The organism is Mycolicibacterium fluoranthenivorans, assembly GCF_011758805.1.
Lineage (GTDB): Bacteria > Actinomycetota > Actinomycetes > Mycobacteriales > Mycobacteriaceae > Mycobacterium > Mycobacterium fluoranthenivorans.
Map to the genome: position 1 here is coordinate 341,525 of NZ_JAANOW010000002.1, position 16,414 is coordinate 357,938.

14 protein-coding genes and 2 tRNA genes are annotated in these 16,414 nt (G+C 66.2%); 9 read left to right on the top strand and 7 right to left on the bottom strand.

The window, feature by feature from the left end; translation table 11 throughout:
* Positions 1–77 precede the first annotated feature (77 nt).
* The 4 genes from FHU31_RS19700 to FHU31_RS19715 are packed head-to-tail and all read left to right on the top strand — an operon-like array spanning position 78 to position 3,670.
* Positions 78–623: a TetR/AcrR family transcriptional regulator gene (locus FHU31_RS19700; protein WP_167161697.1), complete on the top strand. Its 546-nt coding sequence runs from the start codon at positions 78–80 to the stop codon at positions 621–623.
* A gap of 18 nt (positions 624–641) precedes the next feature.
* The gene (locus FHU31_RS19705) at positions 642–1,121 is read left to right on the top strand and encodes a ribose-5-phosphate isomerase (RefSeq protein WP_167161699.1); all 480 of its coding nucleotides are present in this window, start codon (positions 642–644) and stop codon (positions 1,119–1,121) included.
* A 15-nt stretch (positions 1,122–1,136) separates the two neighbouring features.
* Positions 1,137–1,940: an Fpg/Nei family DNA glycosylase gene (locus FHU31_RS19710; RefSeq protein WP_167161701.1), complete on the top strand. Its 804-nt coding sequence runs from the start codon at positions 1,137–1,139 to the stop codon at positions 1,938–1,940.
* A gap of 47 nt (positions 1,941–1,987) precedes the next feature.
* Positions 1,988–3,670, top strand: a complete 1,683-nt coding sequence (locus FHU31_RS19715) for a cation:proton antiporter (protein ID WP_167161703.1) — start codon at positions 1,988–1,990, stop codon at positions 3,668–3,670.
* A gap of 1 nt (position 3,671) precedes the next feature.
* Here the strand turns inward: FHU31_RS19715 and FHU31_RS19720 are convergent, their stop codons facing one another.
* From FHU31_RS19720 to FHU31_RS19735, 4 genes are all read right to left on the bottom strand, one after another.
* Complete coding sequence (locus FHU31_RS19720; RefSeq protein WP_167161705.1) at positions 3,672–4,490, bottom strand: intermediate filament family protein; 819 nt, start codon at positions 4,488–4,490, stop codon at positions 3,672–3,674.
* Positions 4,491–4,556: 66 nt separating this feature from the next.
* Positions 4,557–5,372 carry a DUF1542 domain-containing protein gene (locus FHU31_RS19725; protein WP_167161707.1) on the bottom strand — a complete coding sequence of 272 codons (816 nt, stop codon included), beginning with the start codon at positions 5,370–5,372 and terminating at the stop codon, positions 4,557–4,559.
* 111 nt (positions 5,373–5,483) lie between these two features.
* Complete coding sequence (locus tag FHU31_RS19730; RefSeq protein WP_234901531.1) at positions 5,484–6,587, bottom strand: alkane 1-monooxygenase; 1,104 nt, start codon at positions 6,585–6,587, stop codon at positions 5,484–5,486.
* Positions 6,588–7,146: 559 nt separating this feature from the next.
* Positions 7,147–7,542, bottom strand: a complete 396-nt coding sequence (locus FHU31_RS19735; protein ID WP_167161710.1) for a hypothetical protein — start codon at positions 7,540–7,542, stop codon at positions 7,147–7,149.
* Between the two features lie 938 nt (positions 7,543–8,480).
* On the opposite strand from FHU31_RS19735, the gene FHU31_RS19740 reads away from it, so the two are divergent.
* A complete protein-coding gene (locus tag FHU31_RS19740) occupies positions 8,481–10,808 on the top strand; it encodes a lipase family protein (protein WP_167161712.1) in 2,328 nt (775 codons plus the stop codon).
* 79 nt (positions 10,809–10,887) lie between these two features.
* On the opposite strand, the gene FHU31_RS19745 is transcribed toward FHU31_RS19740, so the two are convergent.
* Positions 10,888–10,961 (bottom strand) — tRNA-Gly (locus FHU31_RS19745).
* A 98-nt stretch (positions 10,962–11,059) separates the two neighbouring features.
* Here FHU31_RS19745 and FHU31_RS19750 point away from each other — a divergent pair.
* Positions 11,060–11,133 (top strand) — tRNA-Pro (locus FHU31_RS19750).
* 10 nt (positions 11,134–11,143) lie between these two features.
* Here FHU31_RS19750 and FHU31_RS19755 read toward each other — a convergent pair.
* Entirely contained in the window at positions 11,144–12,280 is a 1,137-nt protein-coding gene (locus tag FHU31_RS19755) for a PDR/VanB family oxidoreductase (RefSeq protein ID WP_234901532.1), read from the bottom strand.
* Positions 12,277–13,191, bottom strand: coding sequence for a metal-dependent hydrolase (locus FHU31_RS19760; protein WP_263987781.1), 915 nt, complete (start codon positions 13,189–13,191; stop codon positions 12,277–12,279). The genes FHU31_RS19755 and FHU31_RS19760 overlap by 4 nt, the downstream gene beginning before the upstream one ends.
* A 281-nt stretch (positions 13,192–13,472) precedes the next feature.
* On the opposite strand from FHU31_RS19760, the gene tig reads away from it, so the two are divergent.
* The 3 genes from tig to FHU31_RS19775 all read left to right on the top strand — a co-directional run bounded on the left by tig (position 13,473) and on the right by FHU31_RS19775 (position 16,341).
* Positions 13,473–14,969, top strand: a complete 1,497-nt coding sequence (tig, locus tag FHU31_RS19765; RefSeq protein WP_167161716.1) for a trigger factor — start codon at positions 13,473–13,475, stop codon at positions 14,967–14,969.
* 110 nt (positions 14,970–15,079) lie between these two features.
* Positions 15,080–15,679: an ATP-dependent Clp protease proteolytic subunit gene (locus FHU31_RS19770; RefSeq protein ID WP_170847085.1), complete on the top strand. Its 600-nt coding sequence runs from the start codon at positions 15,080–15,082 to the stop codon at positions 15,677–15,679.
* An 11-nt stretch (positions 15,680–15,690) separates the two neighbouring features.
* Positions 15,691–16,341 (top strand): ATP-dependent Clp protease proteolytic subunit, encoded by a 651-nt coding sequence (locus FHU31_RS19775; RefSeq protein WP_090353948.1) that lies wholly within the window; start codon positions 15,691–15,693, stop codon positions 16,339–16,341.
* The last annotated feature ends 73 nt before the right edge of the window (positions 16,342–16,414 follow it).

Sequence of the window (16,414 nt, forward strand, 5' to 3'; positions counted from 1 at the left end):
CTCCTGGAATGTCATACTCGAAAGCGATGCGGAGGAACCTCCGCTTTCTACGGTAGCAAAACGGAGGTGCCTCCGCTATGGCTGAGCGGGCCGATGCACGCCGCAACCGGGAACGGTTGCTCGCCGCGGCGACCGCGGCGTTCACCGCGGCCACCGGGCCCGTGTCGCTGGAGGCAATCGCCCGTGACGCCGGCGTGGGCATCGGCACGCTGTATCGGCACTTCCCGACGCGGGAGGCCCTCGTCGAGGCGGTGTTCTGCACCGAACTCGCGGAGGTGGCGGCGTCGGCGGGGGAACTGCTGCGCGAGCACCCACCGGTGTGTGCGCTACGGCGCTGGATGGACCGCTACGCATCGTTCGTCGCCGCCAAGCGGGGGATGGCCGAATCGCTGCACGCCATGTTCAGTTCCGGTGCCGTCCAGCCCAGCCAGACCAGGGACGCCGTGCTGGGGGCGGTGACGACGCTGCTCACCGCGGGTGCGCAGGATGGCAGCCTGCGATCCGATGTCGACCCCGACGACGTCGTCAGCAGCCTGTTGGGCATCTTCCTGGCCAGCAGATCCACCGAGCAGGCCGGCCGGCTGCTGGACCTGCTGGTCGACGGTCTGGTCGCACAACGCTGACACGTTAGGGTTACCCCCATGCGCGTCTACCTCGGTGCCGATCACGCCGGACTCGAATTCAAACAGACCATCATCGAACATTTGCTCAAAAGCGGCCACGAGCCGATCGACTGCGGTGCCTACACCTACGACGCCGACGACGACTACCCGGCGTTCTGCATCTCCGCGGCGCTCAAGACCGTCGCCGACCCGGAGAGCCTGGGCATCGTGCTGGGCGGTTCGGGCAACGGTGAGCAGATCGCCGCCAACAAGGTGCCCGGCGCGCGCTGCGCCCTGGCCTGGAGCGTGGAGACCGCGCAACTGGCCCGCCAGCACAACAACGCCCAGTTGATCGGTATCGGCGGTCGCATGCACACCACCGAGGAGGCGTTGGCCATCGTCGACGCGTTCCTGTCCACCCCGTGGTCGGAGGCCGAGCGCCACCAGCGCCGCATCGACATCCTGGCGCAGTACGAGAAGGACCACATCGCGCCGCCGGTGCCCGGCGCCCCCGCCTGACCCTTGGCCTGATCCATGCCAGAAGGGCACACGCTGCACCGGCTGGCCCGGCTGCATCAGAAGCGGTTCGGCCGCGCGCCGGTGGTGGTATCCAGCCCCCAGGGCCGGTTCGGGGACGCGGCCGCGGTGAACGGTCTGGTCCTGCGTAAGGCCGATGCCTGGGGCAAGCACCTGTTCCACCACTACGACGACGGCGCGGTGGTGCACGTGCACCTGGGTCTGTACGGCACCTTCACCGAGTGGCCGGTGCCCCCGGAAAGGACACAGCCGTTGCCGGTCGGCCAGGTGCGGATGCGGATGGTCGGCGCCGAATACGGCACCGATCTGCGCGGGCCCACGGTGTGCGAACTGATCGACGAACCCGCCGTCGAGGACGTGGTGGCCCGGCTGGGCCCCGACCCGCTGCGCGCCGATGCCGACCCTGAGTTGGCATGGAAACGAATCACCAAGTCCCGCAGGACCATCGGCGGACTGCTGATGGATCAGACGGTGATGGCCGGAGTGGGCAATGTGTACCGCAGTGAGTTGCTCTTCCGGCACCGGATCGATCCGTACCGTCCCGGCACGCATCTCGACGCGGGCGAATTCGGGGAGATGTGGACCGATCTGGTGGCTCTGATGAAGGTCGGGGTCCGCCGGGGCAAGATCGTCGTCGTCCGTCCGGAGCATGACCACGGCGCACCGTCCTATCGGGAGGGCCGGCCGCGCACGTACGTGTACCGCCGCGCCGGTGACCCCTGCCGCGTGTGTGGCACGACCATACGCACCGCCGAACTGGAGGCACGCAACGTCTTCTGGTGTCCGAGCTGCCAGTCCTGAAGGGGTAGGCCGGGCGCGCCGGCGACTTTGACGGGACAATCGACTCCGTGGAATTGATCCTCGTCGTCGTCGGCGCCATCCTGGTCACTGCCATCGCCCACCGCCGCGGGTTCGAACCCGCGCTGATGATCGTGGTCGTCGGCATCGTGGTCTCGTTCCTCCCCGGATTCGAGGCGCCAGAGCTCGATTCGCACATCCTGCTGACGGTGGTGCTGCCACCTCTGCTGTACTCGGCAGCGCTGGACTTCTCGTTCCCCACGTTTCTGCGCAATATCCGGCCGATTCTGGGTCTCGGCGTCGGCCTGATCGTGGTCAGCGCGTTCGCGGTCGCCGCGGTGTCGTCCTCGCTGGCGCTGGTACCGCTGACCTTCGGCACCGCTCTGGTGCTCGGTGCCATCGTGGCGCCACCGGATGCCGTGACGGCCGTGGCGGTGGGACGCAAACTGGGCCTGCCCAAACGTGTGATGGCCATCCTCACCGGCGAGAGCCTGATCAACGACGCCGCGGCCCTGGCGCTGTTCTCGGTGGCGGTCGCGCAGGTGGCCGGCAGCCATACCTTCATCGAGAACCCGTTCCTGCTCTTCGGTTACAGCGCCGTGGTCGGGCCACTGGTGGGCGTGGCGCTGGGGTACGCGACGCTATGGATCCGCCGTCGGCTGGCCAATCCCGGGCTGGAGACGGTGCAGGGCTTGCTGGTGCCGTTCGCGGCGTTCATCGTCGCCGAGGAGATACACGCCTCAGGTGTGCTGGCGGTCGTGGTCGCCGGATTCGTCGTCGGCAACGGCACTTTGGGCGCGGGCTACCAGACCAGGTTGCAGGAGCGCTACGTATGGAATTCGGTCGACGTGCTGTTGGAGGCGTTCGTCTTCGCCTATATCGGCCTGCATCTGCGGTTCGTGCTGGAGGACCTGCGTGAGGCCCACGAATCCCTGGTGGAAGTGGCGGTCGCGTCGGCCATCGTCCTGGTGATCGTGCTGGTCATCCGGCCGCTGTCGGTGTTCGCGATGTTCGGTCGCAACAAACTGTTCCGCCATGTCGAGACCCGGCTGAGCGTGCCCGCGCCCGAGCACGGCCGCGGTGCGCTCGGCACGCGACGGAAACCTCCGGGCAAGTGGCGTTCGCGGATCGACCGGCGCACCTTGAGTTGGCAGGAGAACGTGGTGGTGTCGTGGACCGGGATGCGTGGGGTGGTCACGCTCGCCGCGGCTGCCGCGATTCCCGTCACGACGATGGATGGCGAACCGTTCCCGGAGCGCGCGACTATCCAGGCCATCGCCTTCGTGGTCAGTGTCGGCACCTTGCTCATCCAGGGCTGGTCGCTGCCGTGGTTGATCCGCCGCCTGCGGCTGTCCCGGTTCAACGACGACCACGCCGCCGACCGCGAAGAGGAGCTGAAAGCCGAACGCGTGGTGCACGCGGCGGCCGACGAGGTACTGACCGAGTTCCGGGCCAACCCGCCCGTGGATATGGACCCCCGGATGCTCGCCGAGATTCGCACCGCCGTCGCCAGGCATTCAGAAGACGTCGACGAGATGCCCGACCCCGAGGCGCCCACCAAACGGGCGAAAGTGTTCTCCGCGCTCTACCGCGATGTACTGGCTGCCCAGCGTGCCGCGCTGATCGCCGAACGCGACGAGGGGCGTATCGAAGACGAAGCGGTGCGGGCCATGCTGGAGCGGCTGGACCTGCAGGAGGCCGGTGTGTCGTCCCGGCTGGAGAGCCGCCTGTAAGTCAGCTACCGCCGCAGCCTCCGCCGCCCCCACAGCCTCCGCCACCGCAACTCGAACCGCTGCAACTCGATCCGGAGCCGCTGTCCCAGCTCCCGCTGCCGGTGTCCCACACGCCATCAGAGCCGGAACTCTGGTCGAACCCCTGCTGGAAGCCCTGATCGAAGCCGGTGCCGTAGCCGTTCTCGAAACCCTGTGCGCCGTAATCGACTCCGTGCATTCCGGAGAACAAGGTGTCGAAAAGCAGCACCGAGCCGATACCCCAGGCGCCGGCCATCAGGGCCGGTTTCCACCACGGTTCGGAGTACCAGCCGGCCGGGACGGGACGGCCGGCCACCCGGCCGCCGGGGTAGTAGTTGGGCGTGCGCTGTGACGGGGTGGGGGAGGCTTCGACCTGTCGGCCCTGCACCGTCACCTTGCGATCCTCGGTGACCGCTCCGGCCGAACGCTGGCCGCTCAGGGTTTCCAGTGCCGGCCCGGGATCCAGACCCATCGCCGCCCGGGCGGCGCGGACGTAATACAGCCCTTCGATCGCGCTTTCCTTGGCCAACGCGGCTTGACGCGCCGTCGTCGCCTGGTCGATCTGGGATGCGGCAGCGTTGTACCGCTCAGAGGCATCGGCGAGCGCCTGCTTGGAGGCGTCGTCGGTGCCGGTCAGGTTGACCACCTGGCCGCCGAGCCGCTCGATGACCCGGCGAGCGTCCGCTTTGGCGTCGCCGAGCGCCGCGGCGTTGCGGGTTCCGGTTGCCTTCGACGAGGTGTACACCAGCAGCCCGATGCCTGCCACGACGAACAGGATGAGGATCAGCAGAATGCCGTTCATGGCGCTCAGCGTATCCATGGCGCAGGCTGTGCACCTGCTACCGATCCCACCTTTCTATCGGGCAGGTCAGAACTCGAATCCGCCGAAGTCACCGCCGCCGTCGAATCCGCCGAAGTCACCGACGCCGTCGGAGCCGCCCCAGCTGTCGCCACCCCAGCCACCGTCGGCGCCCATGTCCTGGCCGCCGTCGGCGGACAGCTCACCTTGTTCGAAGCCCTGCTGGAAACCGTCACCGTAGCCGTTCTCGAAACCCTGTGCGCCGTAGTCCACTCCGTGCATTCCGGAGAACAGTGCGTCGAAAAGCAGCACCGAGCCGATACCCCAGGCGCCGGCCACCAGGGCGGGCTTCCACCACGGTTCGGAGTACCAGCCGGCCGGGACCGGACGGCCGGCCACCCGGCCGCCGGGGTAGTAGTTGGGCGTGCGCTGCGACGGGGTGGGGGAGGCCTCGATCTCCTTGCCCTCGAACTGGATTCGGCGATCCTCGGTCACCGCACCGGCCGAACGCTGACCATCCAAGGTCTCAAGTTCCGGGCCGGGGTCCATGCCCATCGCGGTACGCGCGGCCCGCACGTAATACAGGCCTTCGATGGCGCTCTCCTTGGCCAGCAGTGCCTGCTTGGCGGTGGTGGCCTGGTCGATCTGCGATGACGCGGCGGTGTAACGCTCGGACGCGTCCGCGAGCGCCTGCTTGGCGGCGTCATCGGTGCCGGTCAGGTTGAACACCTGGCCGCCGAGCCGTTCGATGACCCGCCGGGCGTCGGCCTTCGCGTCGGCCAGCGAGGCAGCGGTGCGCTGCCCGGTCGCCTTCTGCGAGGTGTAGACCGCGAAGCCGATGGCCGCGATGACCAGGACGATGAGCATGAGCAGCAGGCCGTTCATGATTTTCAGCGTACCGACAGGTAGCGGCTGGTCCCTGCCTCGCGCGGTTGTCCGCTGAGAGCGGAACTCAGGTGCGCCACACCGGTACGGCCGCCGTCGGTCGTTTGCCTGCTATATCTGTTGCCGTGCCAGGCGTTTGGCGTCGCCCGGGGGCAATGCGGTCAGACTGACGTCGCCGCCGTAGATGTCCAGCACACGCGGATCCATCACCCGCCGCCACAACGGCGGACACAGTGCAAGGGTCAGCATCGACACGTATCCGCCTGGTAGTTGTGGTGCTTGGTCGTCCAGGCGGACCGCCTGGTAGCGACGCACCGGGTTCAGGTGATGGTCGGAATGTCGCTGCAGATGCAGCAGGAAGACGTTGGTCAGGACGGCATTTCCGTTCCAGCAGTGTGCGGGGCGAAGTCGTTCGTACCGACCGGAGGGCAGTCGGCGTCTGCGCAGTCCGTAGTGGGACACGTAGTTCATCGCTTCGAGGAGGAACATCCCGATCATTGCCTGGCCCGCCAGCCAAGGCAGGTCGACGGCGCCGAACCACAACGCCAGCCCGGTGAACAGGGCCGCGCTGATCAGCCACGCGTTGAGCACATCGTTTCGCAGCGACCAGCGTGAATGTCCTTTGCGGGCGAGCCGTTTGGCTTCCAGACCCAGGGCCGAGCTGGTACCTCCGGTCACCGAGCGGATGGCGAAGGCGTAGACGTTCTCCCCGAATCGGGCGCTCGCCGGGTCCTCGGCGGTGGCCACCCGCACGTGGTGTCCGCGATTGTGCTCGACGTAGAACTGCCCGTAGAAAGTCTGCGCCAGTGCCAACTTGCTCAGCCATCGTTCGGCGCGGGCGCGCTTGTGCCCCAATTCGTGGGCGGCGTTGTTGGCGATGCCGCCCACCACGCCGGTGGTCACCATCAACCCGAGCTTCCCGATCGGGGAGATGGTGAGCCAACCGCCACCGCTCCACAGCCAGCACGCGAAGATCAACGAAAGGTACTGCGCGGGCAGATACAGGTGAGTGGCTGCGCGGTAGTACCGGTCACCTTCCAGCGCGGACAGTGCATGGTCCGGCGCGCGGTTCCGCGCCTCCTGGCCGATCAGATGATCGATGGCCGGGATCACCACGAACGTGAGGGCCGCGCCGGTCCACCAGAACGCCGGCCAGTCGGTGGTCCACACCAGCAACCAGGACAGCCCGACCATCCCGGGGATTGTCGGGACCATGAGCCAGAGATACCGCTTCGGATCTCGCCAGTTCGCCGTAGCTATCTTGCGATGGGGGTCCGTCTTCGGTTGCTCGCGCTCCGTCGAAGGGGGCGGATACACGGTCATCCGATACTTATACCGTGACCTAATTGCGTATGCAATCGGCACCACTGCCCAGTGGATATAAGTCTCATTCCTGGCTTCTAACTGGCAATATGATGGACGTCGAGGTTCGGCGAAAAGCCGTCCGCGGCCGCGCTCAAGATTATCGCGACAGTCAATTTGCAGCATATTCACAGAATGTCGAATAGCCCCTGGTAAATCGATTCAAGTGACCATTTTGGGTGTATTGGCAAATTTTTCAAAGTCGCTGGAATGTCGTTTTCGGAGCCGTCAAACCAGAAAGCCGGCCTCGGTGGGCCGGTTCTGTGGCGTAGGCGGAGGGAATCCGCACCGAACCGGGGACTGAGCGTGTCGATTACTCAGTCCCCGGTCGGGTGTCGGGCCTGGCCGTCAGGTCGTTGATCGAGAGTTCGGTGTGGGCCGCCGTGCCGCGACGGTCCGCAGGTGGCTGGACTCAGCCCCCGAAAGCCTTGCCGATGGCCTTCGCCACGCCGCTGACGGCCGCACCCGTGCGCTTCTGCACGTTGGTGCCCGCGGTACCTACCTGGTTCTGCAGGTTGGTACCCGCGGTGCCGAGCCGATTCTGCACATTGGTGCCTGCGGTGCCCACCTGGTTCTGCAGGTTGGTGCCCCCGGTGCCGAGCTGGTTCTGCAGGTTGGTGCCTGCGGTGCCGAGCTGGTTCTGCAGGTTGGTGGCTCCGTTGCCCAGCTGGGTGATGATGTTTTGCTGCGAATCGGCCGCGGCCACGCCCGCTCCCGCGGTGGCGATGCCCAAAGCTACCGCGAAGCCGCTACCTGCCACTGCCACGGCCGTCATTGCCTTGCGCCGCGTCCCCTGAATTCGAGCCATGACTTTCCTCCCTATAGCAAACGCCTTTGTTGGCCCTTGGAAGTTACCACAACGATTGTCGGGACGGCCATAGCCGTGACCATCTCGCGATCGTCAATTGTATTGACCCCGTGGTTAATTGTTTGCCGGTGGCGGGTCGGACCGGAGTGGTATGTCGGTGTGAGGGGGTTCGCCGTGATTGTCCATCAGTGCCGTCGCCCGTGCTCTAGATGGTTAAAATCCCTTGTAAGCAGCGGATTTGTTGGTACAGTTCTGGCGCTTGAGGCGTCATGGCTAGGTGCTGTCGGTATCCGAGAATCGAGTGGGAGCGATGGTATGCACTTGCTGGACCTTGACGGCCATCAAGTTTTGATCTCGGGGAATCTATGCGTACCCCACCTTACGAAGAGGTAGCCAGAGGGAATCAACAGCAAACTCACCTCGGATGCACAGGCCACCGGCGAACCGTATTTCCGGTCCAGGGTGGGTCCGCGGAGTGGTCGCCACGCCAGCGAAACGGGAGCGAGGCGACGAATCTGCGGGGGCGTGGAGCCGATCGGAGTTGCTGATCGGCGGATGTGCCTAGTCGGTTCGGTGCGAGGCGGGGTGGGTACCGTGGGCGCGGAAATTCTGGGCCCTGCCGGCGTTGCCGGCGATAGGGCTTATTTGGCGGGGCGGTCGACGGGAACGTCATGCGGATAGGGCCGACTCCCGCCCGTGAACTGTGACGGTTGTCGCTTCATTGCACGAAAAGTGACGGGCAACTCAAGTTCTGGCAAAAATTGACGGTTTCGTCATGGGCTTCCATACTTGACCGAAAGTGCTCGGGGGTCGTGCGTCGTGGTTGATGGGGGCGAGTCCGTCGGCTCGTAACCCCAGACGCATGCACGGAGGCGATCGTGACCCGCGAACTGCTCATTCGTCGGATTTCTGCGGTCTTTCGCAGCGTCGGGCTCCATGTGAAAGATCGACAGATCTTCGTGACGATGGTGGCGCTGGCGAGCGTCGCGACTCTCACGTTCGCCTACTGGTGCACAGTACCCGCGGTTTCAGCAAATTTATGGCCGCAGCGCCTCCAGCTCGGCTCGGCTGATCCCGGCAGTATCGTCAGCACCACTCCGCTGACCGCCGTCACCCCGGAGATCAGTGCCCTCAGTGCCGCGTCCGTCCGGATCGTCTACCGCTCGACGCGTGCCCCTTCGGGCGAACTCGTCGACGTGTCGGGGGCGTTCTTCGTTCCCACCGGGACTGCGCCCGCCGGCGGCTGGCCGGTCGTGGCTGTCGCTCATCAAGGCGAGGGAACCGACGAACCGTGCGCACCGTCGCGCAGCGGCAGCCTGTTGGGTAATGCACCCCTTGTCGTCGCGTTGTTGAAGGGCGGCTATGCCGTCACTGTCAGCGACTACGCCGGCCTCGGAGAACCCGGACAGGCCAATGACTACCTCGACGTGACCAGCGCCGGTCGTAACGTGATCGACTCTGTCCGGGCCCTACGCGCAGCCTTTCCGGATATCTCGAATCGATGGGCTGCGTTCGGCACGCGACTCGGTGGTGCGGCCGTCTGGGCGGCCGATCAACAGGCAGCCGGCTACGCCGCCGAGATGGACCTGGTCGGCGCGGCCGCCCGTTCGCCGTTGGGTGATCTCGCTCCGCTCCTCGAACGAGCCCGGACCGGATCACTCACCGTCGACCAGCGCAAGGTCCTGCTCTGGTCGATGACCTCGTTGTCCCGCCAACATCCCGGTTTGAACTTGGATGACTACCGACGCGGGTCGGTCGCCCAGGACTGGGAAGCGATGACAAAGTGCTTCGGGGCCGATGTTCGTCGTGGTGAACTCGCGATCGCGGCGATGGCTACCGAAGACGTGGCGCCGTCGACGCCTACTGCTGCCGCGGTACTGGACAACCTGGTGCATGCTCGCGCCCTGCCCGACCTACCGTTGAGCGCGCCCCTGTCCGTCGTCAACGACTCCGATGACACCGTTGTCGATCCTCAGTGGAACAACGAGGAAATCACCAAGGCGTGCAGGCGAGGCGACAGCATCTCCTGGCGCACCAACTCCGCCCCGGCGGCGCAGAAGACGACCGGCAATGCGCTCGCAGCGTCGACCACAAGCCAAATCGGTTGGCTTGCCAATAGATTCGCCGGGTTGCCGCTCGCCAACGGGTGCGGTTCGGTTTCGGTGAGCAGCCCCGGCGCCGGCACGTTGCTGTCCACCGAGGACATTCCCGGCGTTGCGGCCGCGCTCGGACTACCAGCCGGTGCGAAGGCAGCGCGCGTGACGTACCAATCGACGCAGGGCGACACCGGATCGTCGACAGTCGTTTCCGGCACCGTTTTCGCGCCCGCCGGTGATCCGCCGGCCGGCGGCTGGGCGGCGTTCGCATTCGGGCATGGCACGACCGGCATCCAGCAGGAGTGTGGTCCGTCTGTCCTGCTTCAAGGGGCGAATACCTGGCTGGCAGCCGCAGTGGGACCGCCTATCGCCAAGCTGCTCGAACTGGGCTTCGCCGTCAGCTTCCCGGACTACGAAGGGCTGGGCGCTCCAGGTGTCCACCGTTACATCGACTTTCGCACGGCTGGTCTGAACATGATCGACTCCGTGCGCGCACTCCGGGCGGCCTTTCCGGGCGTTTCGACGCGCTGGGCCGCCATCGGCACGTCCCAGGGCGCTGGTGCCACCTGGTCTGCTGACGAGCAATCCGACAGCTACGCACCGGAACTCCAACTCATCGGTGCCGTGGCCTTGGCGCCGCCCGCGGACTTGACCGGCATCGTGGACAAGGTCATCAGCGGTGACATCACCCCGAGTCAACTCGGCGTACTACAGCTGATTCTCGCCTCGCTTGCGCGTGAAGACGTGGGCCTGGATGTCGACGAATTCCGCCGGGGATCCGCCGCGCAGAACTGGGAGGTCCTCAGCTCGTGCGATGTCCCCGAGGCGGAGGCCCGGTCGGCTGCGCTCAAGGCGCTCACGCCGGCAGACCTGGTGCCGGCCACTCCCGAGGCCGCGGACACACTGCGGGACTTGCTGGCACGTCGGAAGCTGCCACAACACCGGATGTCGGCCCCGATATTCATCGTGTACGGAACAGGGGATCTCCTCATCGATTCGGGGTGGATCTCGGGTGCCATCGCCCGGGCCTGCGCGCTCGGAGGCACGATCGCCTTCGAAGCAGAGGACGGGCGAGGCCACGACAACCTGGACGCGACACCTGCGCTCAGTTGGCTGCTCGACAGGTTCGCCAACCGGCCCGTTGTCAATGACTGTCCCGGACGGGCGTGACGCTGGTCGGCAGCCGGTGGAGAGCCCCGTATCGTGACCGGTCAGCAAACACAAAAACCGCCCTCGTCAGGCGGTTCTGTGGAGCGGGCGACGGGAATCGAACCCGCGTAGCTAGTTTGGAAGACTAGGGCTCTACCATTGAGCTACGCCCGCTTGTTCGTGCAACGCAAGACTGTACCGGCGAGGACGCGGACAAAGCCAATTGACGGTCCTGCGTGTCGAACCCGTAGTATTCCGACCGCAGTGAAACACGGGGTGTAGCGCAGCTTGGTAGCGCATCCGCTTTGGGAGCGGAAGGCCGCAGGTTCAAATCCTGTCACCCCGACCCACCGGTTCTACAGGTCCAGCACCAGTCGCTCGCCCGTCGATTTGGCCCGGGACACGCACACCAGCATCTGTCCGCATCGGCGCTGCTCCTCGGTGAGCAGGTCGTCACGGTGGTCCACCTCGCCGGAGACCACCCGCTGCACACAGGTACCGCAATAGCCCTGCTGGCACGAATACGCCACGGAGGGAACGGCATTGCGCAGCGCGGCGAGCGCACTGCGATCCGCGCCGACCCCCACCACGGTGCCGCAGTGGGCCAACTCCAGTTCGAACGGTCGGCCATCGACCACCGGCGCGGCGCTGAAACGCTCGCTGTGCACTTCGATACCGGAATCCCGCGGAATGGCCCGCAGCACCGCGTCGACCATCGGCGGCGGCCCGCACACATACACCGCCGTTGTCGGATCCACCCCGTCGAGCAGGGCCGCGGCGCTCGGCACCCCGTGCTCATCGTCGGTCCGCACGTGCACCTTCTCGCCGTAGGGCGCCAGCTCGTCCACGAACGCCAGGGCGTCCCGGTGGCGGCCGGTGTAGTGCAGCGTCCACGGCGTGCCCTGTTGTTCGGCGAGCCGGACCATCGACAGGATCGGCGTGATGCCGATGCCGCCGGCGATGAAATGCAACTTCGACGCACGCGATGCCGATCCCGGCAGCGGCATCATGAACGCGTTGCGCGGATCGCTCACCTCGACCAGGCGGCCGGTGCTCAGACCATGCACCTCGACCGACCCGCCCGCGCCTTCTGGGCTGTGCCGCACCGCAATTCGATACTCTCCGCGTCGCCCCGGATCGCCACACAGCGAGTACTGCCGGATCAGGCCGGACGGCAGGTGCACATCGAGGTGCGCGCCCGGGTTCCATCGCGGCAGGGGCGTGTCGTCGAGCGGGGTCAGGGTGAGTGCCAGCACCTGGCCGTCGGCGGTGACCCTGCGCCGGTCCGCGATGCGCATCGTCGTGCGGTTCACCGCGGCCGGAAGCTCCGGCGGTTCGGTGTCACCGCCCAGGCGCGTCACCACCGAGAGGAAGTGCGGCACCGCGGCACCCGCGATCCGAATCAGCAGATCGGGCGCCTTGGCGCGGTACAGGCCGCGCGGCGGTTCACCGACGTACGGCTTGACGAGCGCGCGTAACGAGCGGCGCATCATCCGTGCATGACGCGTGCGGCGGGGGAGGAGGCCAGGTACGCGACGGCCTGGGCGGTGCTGCCTTCGTCGACCGGGTTGTAGTCGCGGCGCAGCAGCCGCGACCCGGTCCGGAACAGGTAGGCGATGGTGGGCAGGGAGCCTCGCTTACCTGACGCGCGCATTTTCCACAGCAGCCGGACGTATCCCAGGTTGGGTAGTTGGGGATCGGCGTGCACCAGGAACTTCAGGCCGCGCAGCACGAGGGCGAAGAACACGACGCTGACCATGAGGCCGGCTGCTGCCTGCGCGAAGTAGTCCATGCCGAAGTACTTGGCCACGTTGTAGGACACGTGCCGGTGTTCCACTTCCTCGGCACCGTGCCAGCGCATCAGATCCGCCATCATCGGATCCACATCCAGGCTGTCCCATTCGTTGTTCAAGGCCCAGTGCCCCAGCACCCCGGTGAAATGCTCGGCCGCGCTGAGCGCATGAGTCCCCGAGGTCAGCGCCTTGCGGCGCCGGGTGGGACTGGAAATCTGCGCCATCCGAAGGTCGTACTGACCGGCGACCCATTCCAACTGGTCCAGAAACGGGGTGGGGTCGATGCCGTGCCGGCGCACGAACTCGACGAGCACGTCATCGTGGGTCCTGGCGTGGATGGCCTCCTGGCCGATGAATCCGATGATCTGCTCGCGCAGCCGCTCGTCGCGGACGTAGTCGAGCGCCTCGGTGAGCAGCTTGGCGAACCAACGCTCCGCGACCGGCAGGAACAGGTTCAACGCGGTGGTGGCGTGCGAGCCATAGGGGTCGCCGGGCATCCAGTGCAGCGGGGTCTCGTCCCACCCGAACTTCGCATCGCGCGGGCGCAGGGCCACTTCCTCGGGTGCGAATTCGTCCACAGGGCTCGGGTACCCGAGCCGCGGCTGAGTCACGACGGACCTCCTCTTGGGGTGACTTTGGCATATGGCTGCATACCCGTAAGGGTGTTTGACCATCCCGTTCACGTATTCGGTGCGCCCAGCGGTTCAGATTGGTCGGAATCGGGATCGCCGACCCTCGGGAGCGCTGCTCGGGGACGCCAAGTGTCAGGTGGCCAAGCTCGTCAACTACCCTGTTCGCGAAGCGCGCGGCGCTGCTGAAGGCGACACATGACGACACCTTTAGCCCCTCGCACGCCGCGATGCCACCAGAAGACGCATACAGGAGTAACGCAGTGAAAAGCACGGTCGAGAAGCTGAGCCCCACTCGGGTTCGGATCAACGTGGAGGTTCCCTTCGCCGAGCTGGAGCCCGATTTCGACCGGGCCTTCAAGCAGCTGGCTCAGCAGGTCCGGCTGCCCGGGTTCCGACCCGGCAAGGCGCCGCGCAAGCTTCTGGAGGCCCGTATCGGTCGCGGCGCGGTGCTGGAGCAGGTCGTCAACGACGCGCTGCCCAGCCGCTACAGCGAGGCGGTCACCACCGCCGACGTGCAGCCCCTCGGACAGCCCGATATCGAGGTCACCAAGCTCGAGGACAACGAGGAGCTGGTGTTCACCGCCGAGGTGGACATCCGCCCGGAGATTGATCTGCCCGACCTGTCCGCGCTGACGTTCAGCGTCGACCCGATCGAGGTCAGCGACGAAGAGGTCGACACCGAGCTGCAGAACCTGCGCGCCCGGTTCGGCACCCTGACGGGCGTGGAGCGTGCCGCGGTCGAGGGTGACTTCGTCTCCATCGACCTGTCGGCCACCGTCGACGGCGAGGACGTGCCCGAGGCCAAGACCGAGGGGCTGTCCCACGAGGTCGGCTCCGGCCAGCTCATCGAGGGCCTCGACGAGGCGATCACCGGGCTCAAGACCGGCGAGAGCACGACGTTCACCACCACCCTGGTCGCCGGTCCGCATGCCGGCCGGGAAGCCGAGGTCACGGTCAAGGTGAACTCCGTCAAGGAGCGCGAGCTGCCCGAGGCCGATGACGAGTTCGCCCAGCTGGCAAGCGAGTTCGACACCATCGACGAGCTCAAGGAGAGCCTGATCGAGCAGGTGCGCCGGACCAAGCGCATCCAGCAGGCCGAGCAGATCCGTGACAAGGCGCTGGAGACCCTGCTCGCCGATATCGAGGTGCCGCTGCCCGAGGCGATCGTGCAGGCTCAGGTCGACGACGCGCTGCACAACGCCATTCACGGCCTTGAGCACGATGAGGCGAAGTTCGAGGAGTCGCTGACCGAACAGGGCAGCAGCCGCGAAGAGTTCGACGCGGACAATCGCAGCAACGCCGAGAAGGCCGTCAAGACCCAGCTGCTGATGGATGCCATCGCCGACAAGCTGGACATCCAGGTCGGCCAGGCCGACCTCACCGAGCGGCTGGTCCTGATGTCGCGCCAGTACGGGCTCGAGCCGCAGCAGCTGCTGGGCTTCCTACAGCAGAACAACCAGCTGCCGGCCATGTTCGCCGATGTGCGGCGCGGCCTGACCATCGCCGCGGTGGTGCACGGGGCGACCGTCACCGACACCGACGGCGCGGTGGTCGACACCGCCGAGTTCTTCGGCCCGGCCGGTGGCGCCGAGGCGGCCGAGGCCGAGGACGAGACCGCAGACGCCCCGGAAGCCGAGACGGCCGATGAGGGCGACGACGCCGAAAAGGCGGAGAAGGCCGAGAAGAAGGCGGCCAAGAAGGCTGCCAAGAAGGCCGATAAGAAGCAGGACAAGAAGGATCAAGACACCGCTGAGTGACGCTGTGAGCGAACGCGCGCCTTCTTGGGCGTGCGGTTCGCTGCGCGTTGGTTAGTGTCGGTGAACGAGTACGACAAACTCGAGAAAGCAGGTATCCAGCCGTGACTGACATGCGTTCTGGCGCGTCGGGGCTCAACCTCATCGACTCGGTGTATGAGCGGTTGCTCGCCGAGCGCATCATCTTCCTGGGCACCCAGGTCGATGACGACATCGCGAACCGGCTGTGCGCGCAGATTCTGCTGCTGGCCGCGGAAGACCCCGTCAAGGACATCCACCTGTACATCAACTCGCCCGGTGGTTCGGTGACCGCGGGTATGGCCATCTACGACACCATGGTGCTGGCGCCGTGTGATGTGGCGACCTACGCCATGGGTCTGGCCGCCTCGATGGGTGAGTTCCTGCTCGCCGCGGGCACCAAGGGCAAGCGGTACGCCCTGCCGCACGCGCGGATCATGATGCACCAGCCGTCCGCCGGTATCGGTGGTAGCGCGGCCGACATCGCGATCCAGGCCGAGCAGTTCGCGTTGACGAAGAAGGAGATGAACCGGCTCAACGCCGAGTTCACCGGCCAGACTCTGGAGCGGGTCGAGACGGACGCGGATCGCGATCGCTGGTTCACGGCGTCCGAAGCCCTGGAATACGGCTTCGTAGACCACATCATCACCAGCGTCAGCGTTAACGGCGACGGACCAGGAGCAGGTATCAAATGATGATCCCCGATATGCAGCCTGCCCACGGTGGCGTGGTGAATCCGGCTCACGCCCGGTACATCCTGCCGTCGTTCATCGAGCATTCGAGCTTCGGCGTCAAAGAGTCCAACCCGTACAACAAGCTGTTCGAGGAACGCATCATCTTCCTCGGGGTGCAGGTGGACGACGCCTCGGCCAACGACATCATGGCCCAGCTGCTGGTGCTCGAGTCGCTGGATCCCGACCGCGACATCACCATGTACATCAACTCGCCGGGTGGTTCGTTCACCTCGCTGATGGCGATCTACGACACCATGCAGTACGTCCGGGCCGATATCCAGACCGTCTGCCTGGGCCAGGCCGCCTCGGCCGCCGCGGTGTTGTTGGCCGCCGGTACCCCCGGTAAGCGGCTGGCCCTGCCCAACGCACGCGTGCTGATCCATCAGCCCGCCGTCGGCGGTGCCATCCAGGGTCAGGTCTCGGATCTGGAGATCCAGGCCGCCGAGATCGAGCGGATGCGCACCCTGATGGACGCCACGTTGGCGCGGCACACCGGGAAGGATCCGGCCGTCATCCGCAAGGACACCGACCGCGACAAGATCCTGACGGCCGCCGAGGCCAAGGATTACGGCATCATCGACACCGTTCTGGCCTACCGGAAGCTCTCCGCGCAGAACGCCTGACGCACGACATCACGAGATTGCCGTTATGGCGCGGAAGTTCGAATAGAACGCGCCATAGCGGCAATCTCGCGTT

Coding starts and splice junctions, on each gene's coding strand:
- FHU31_RS19700 (WP_167161697.1), top strand. CDS start 78: ATGGCTGAGCGGGCCGATGCACGCCGCAACCGGGAACGGTTGCTCGCC.
- FHU31_RS19705 (WP_167161699.1), top strand. CDS start 642: ATGCGCGTCTACCTCGGTGCCGATCACGCCGGACTCGAATTCAAACAG.
- FHU31_RS19710 (WP_167161701.1), top strand. CDS start 1,137: ATGCCAGAAGGGCACACGCTGCACCGGCTGGCCCGGCTGCATCAGAAG.
- FHU31_RS19720 (WP_167161705.1), bottom strand. CDS start 4,490: ATGAACGGCATTCTGCTGATCCTCATCCTGTTCGTCGTGGCAGGCATC.
- FHU31_RS19725 (WP_167161707.1), bottom strand. CDS start 5,372: ATGAACGGCCTGCTGCTCATGCTCATCGTCCTGGTCATCGCGGCCATC.
- FHU31_RS19730 (WP_234901531.1), bottom strand. CDS start 6,587: ATGGTCCCGACAATCCCCGGGATGGTCGGGCTGTCCTGGTTGCTGGTG.
- FHU31_RS19735 (WP_167161710.1), bottom strand. CDS start 7,542: ATGGCTCGAATTCAGGGGACGCGGCGCAAGGCAATGACGGCCGTGGCA.
- FHU31_RS19755 (WP_234901532.1), bottom strand. CDS start 12,280: ATGATGCGCCGCTCGTTACGCGCGCTCGTCAAGCCGTACGTCGGTGAA.
- FHU31_RS19770 (WP_170847085.1), top strand. CDS start 15,080: ATGCGTTCTGGCGCGTCGGGGCTCAACCTCATCGACTCGGTGTATGAG.
- FHU31_RS19775 (WP_090353948.1), top strand. CDS start 15,691: ATGCAGCCTGCCCACGGTGGCGTGGTGAATCCGGCTCACGCCCGGTAC.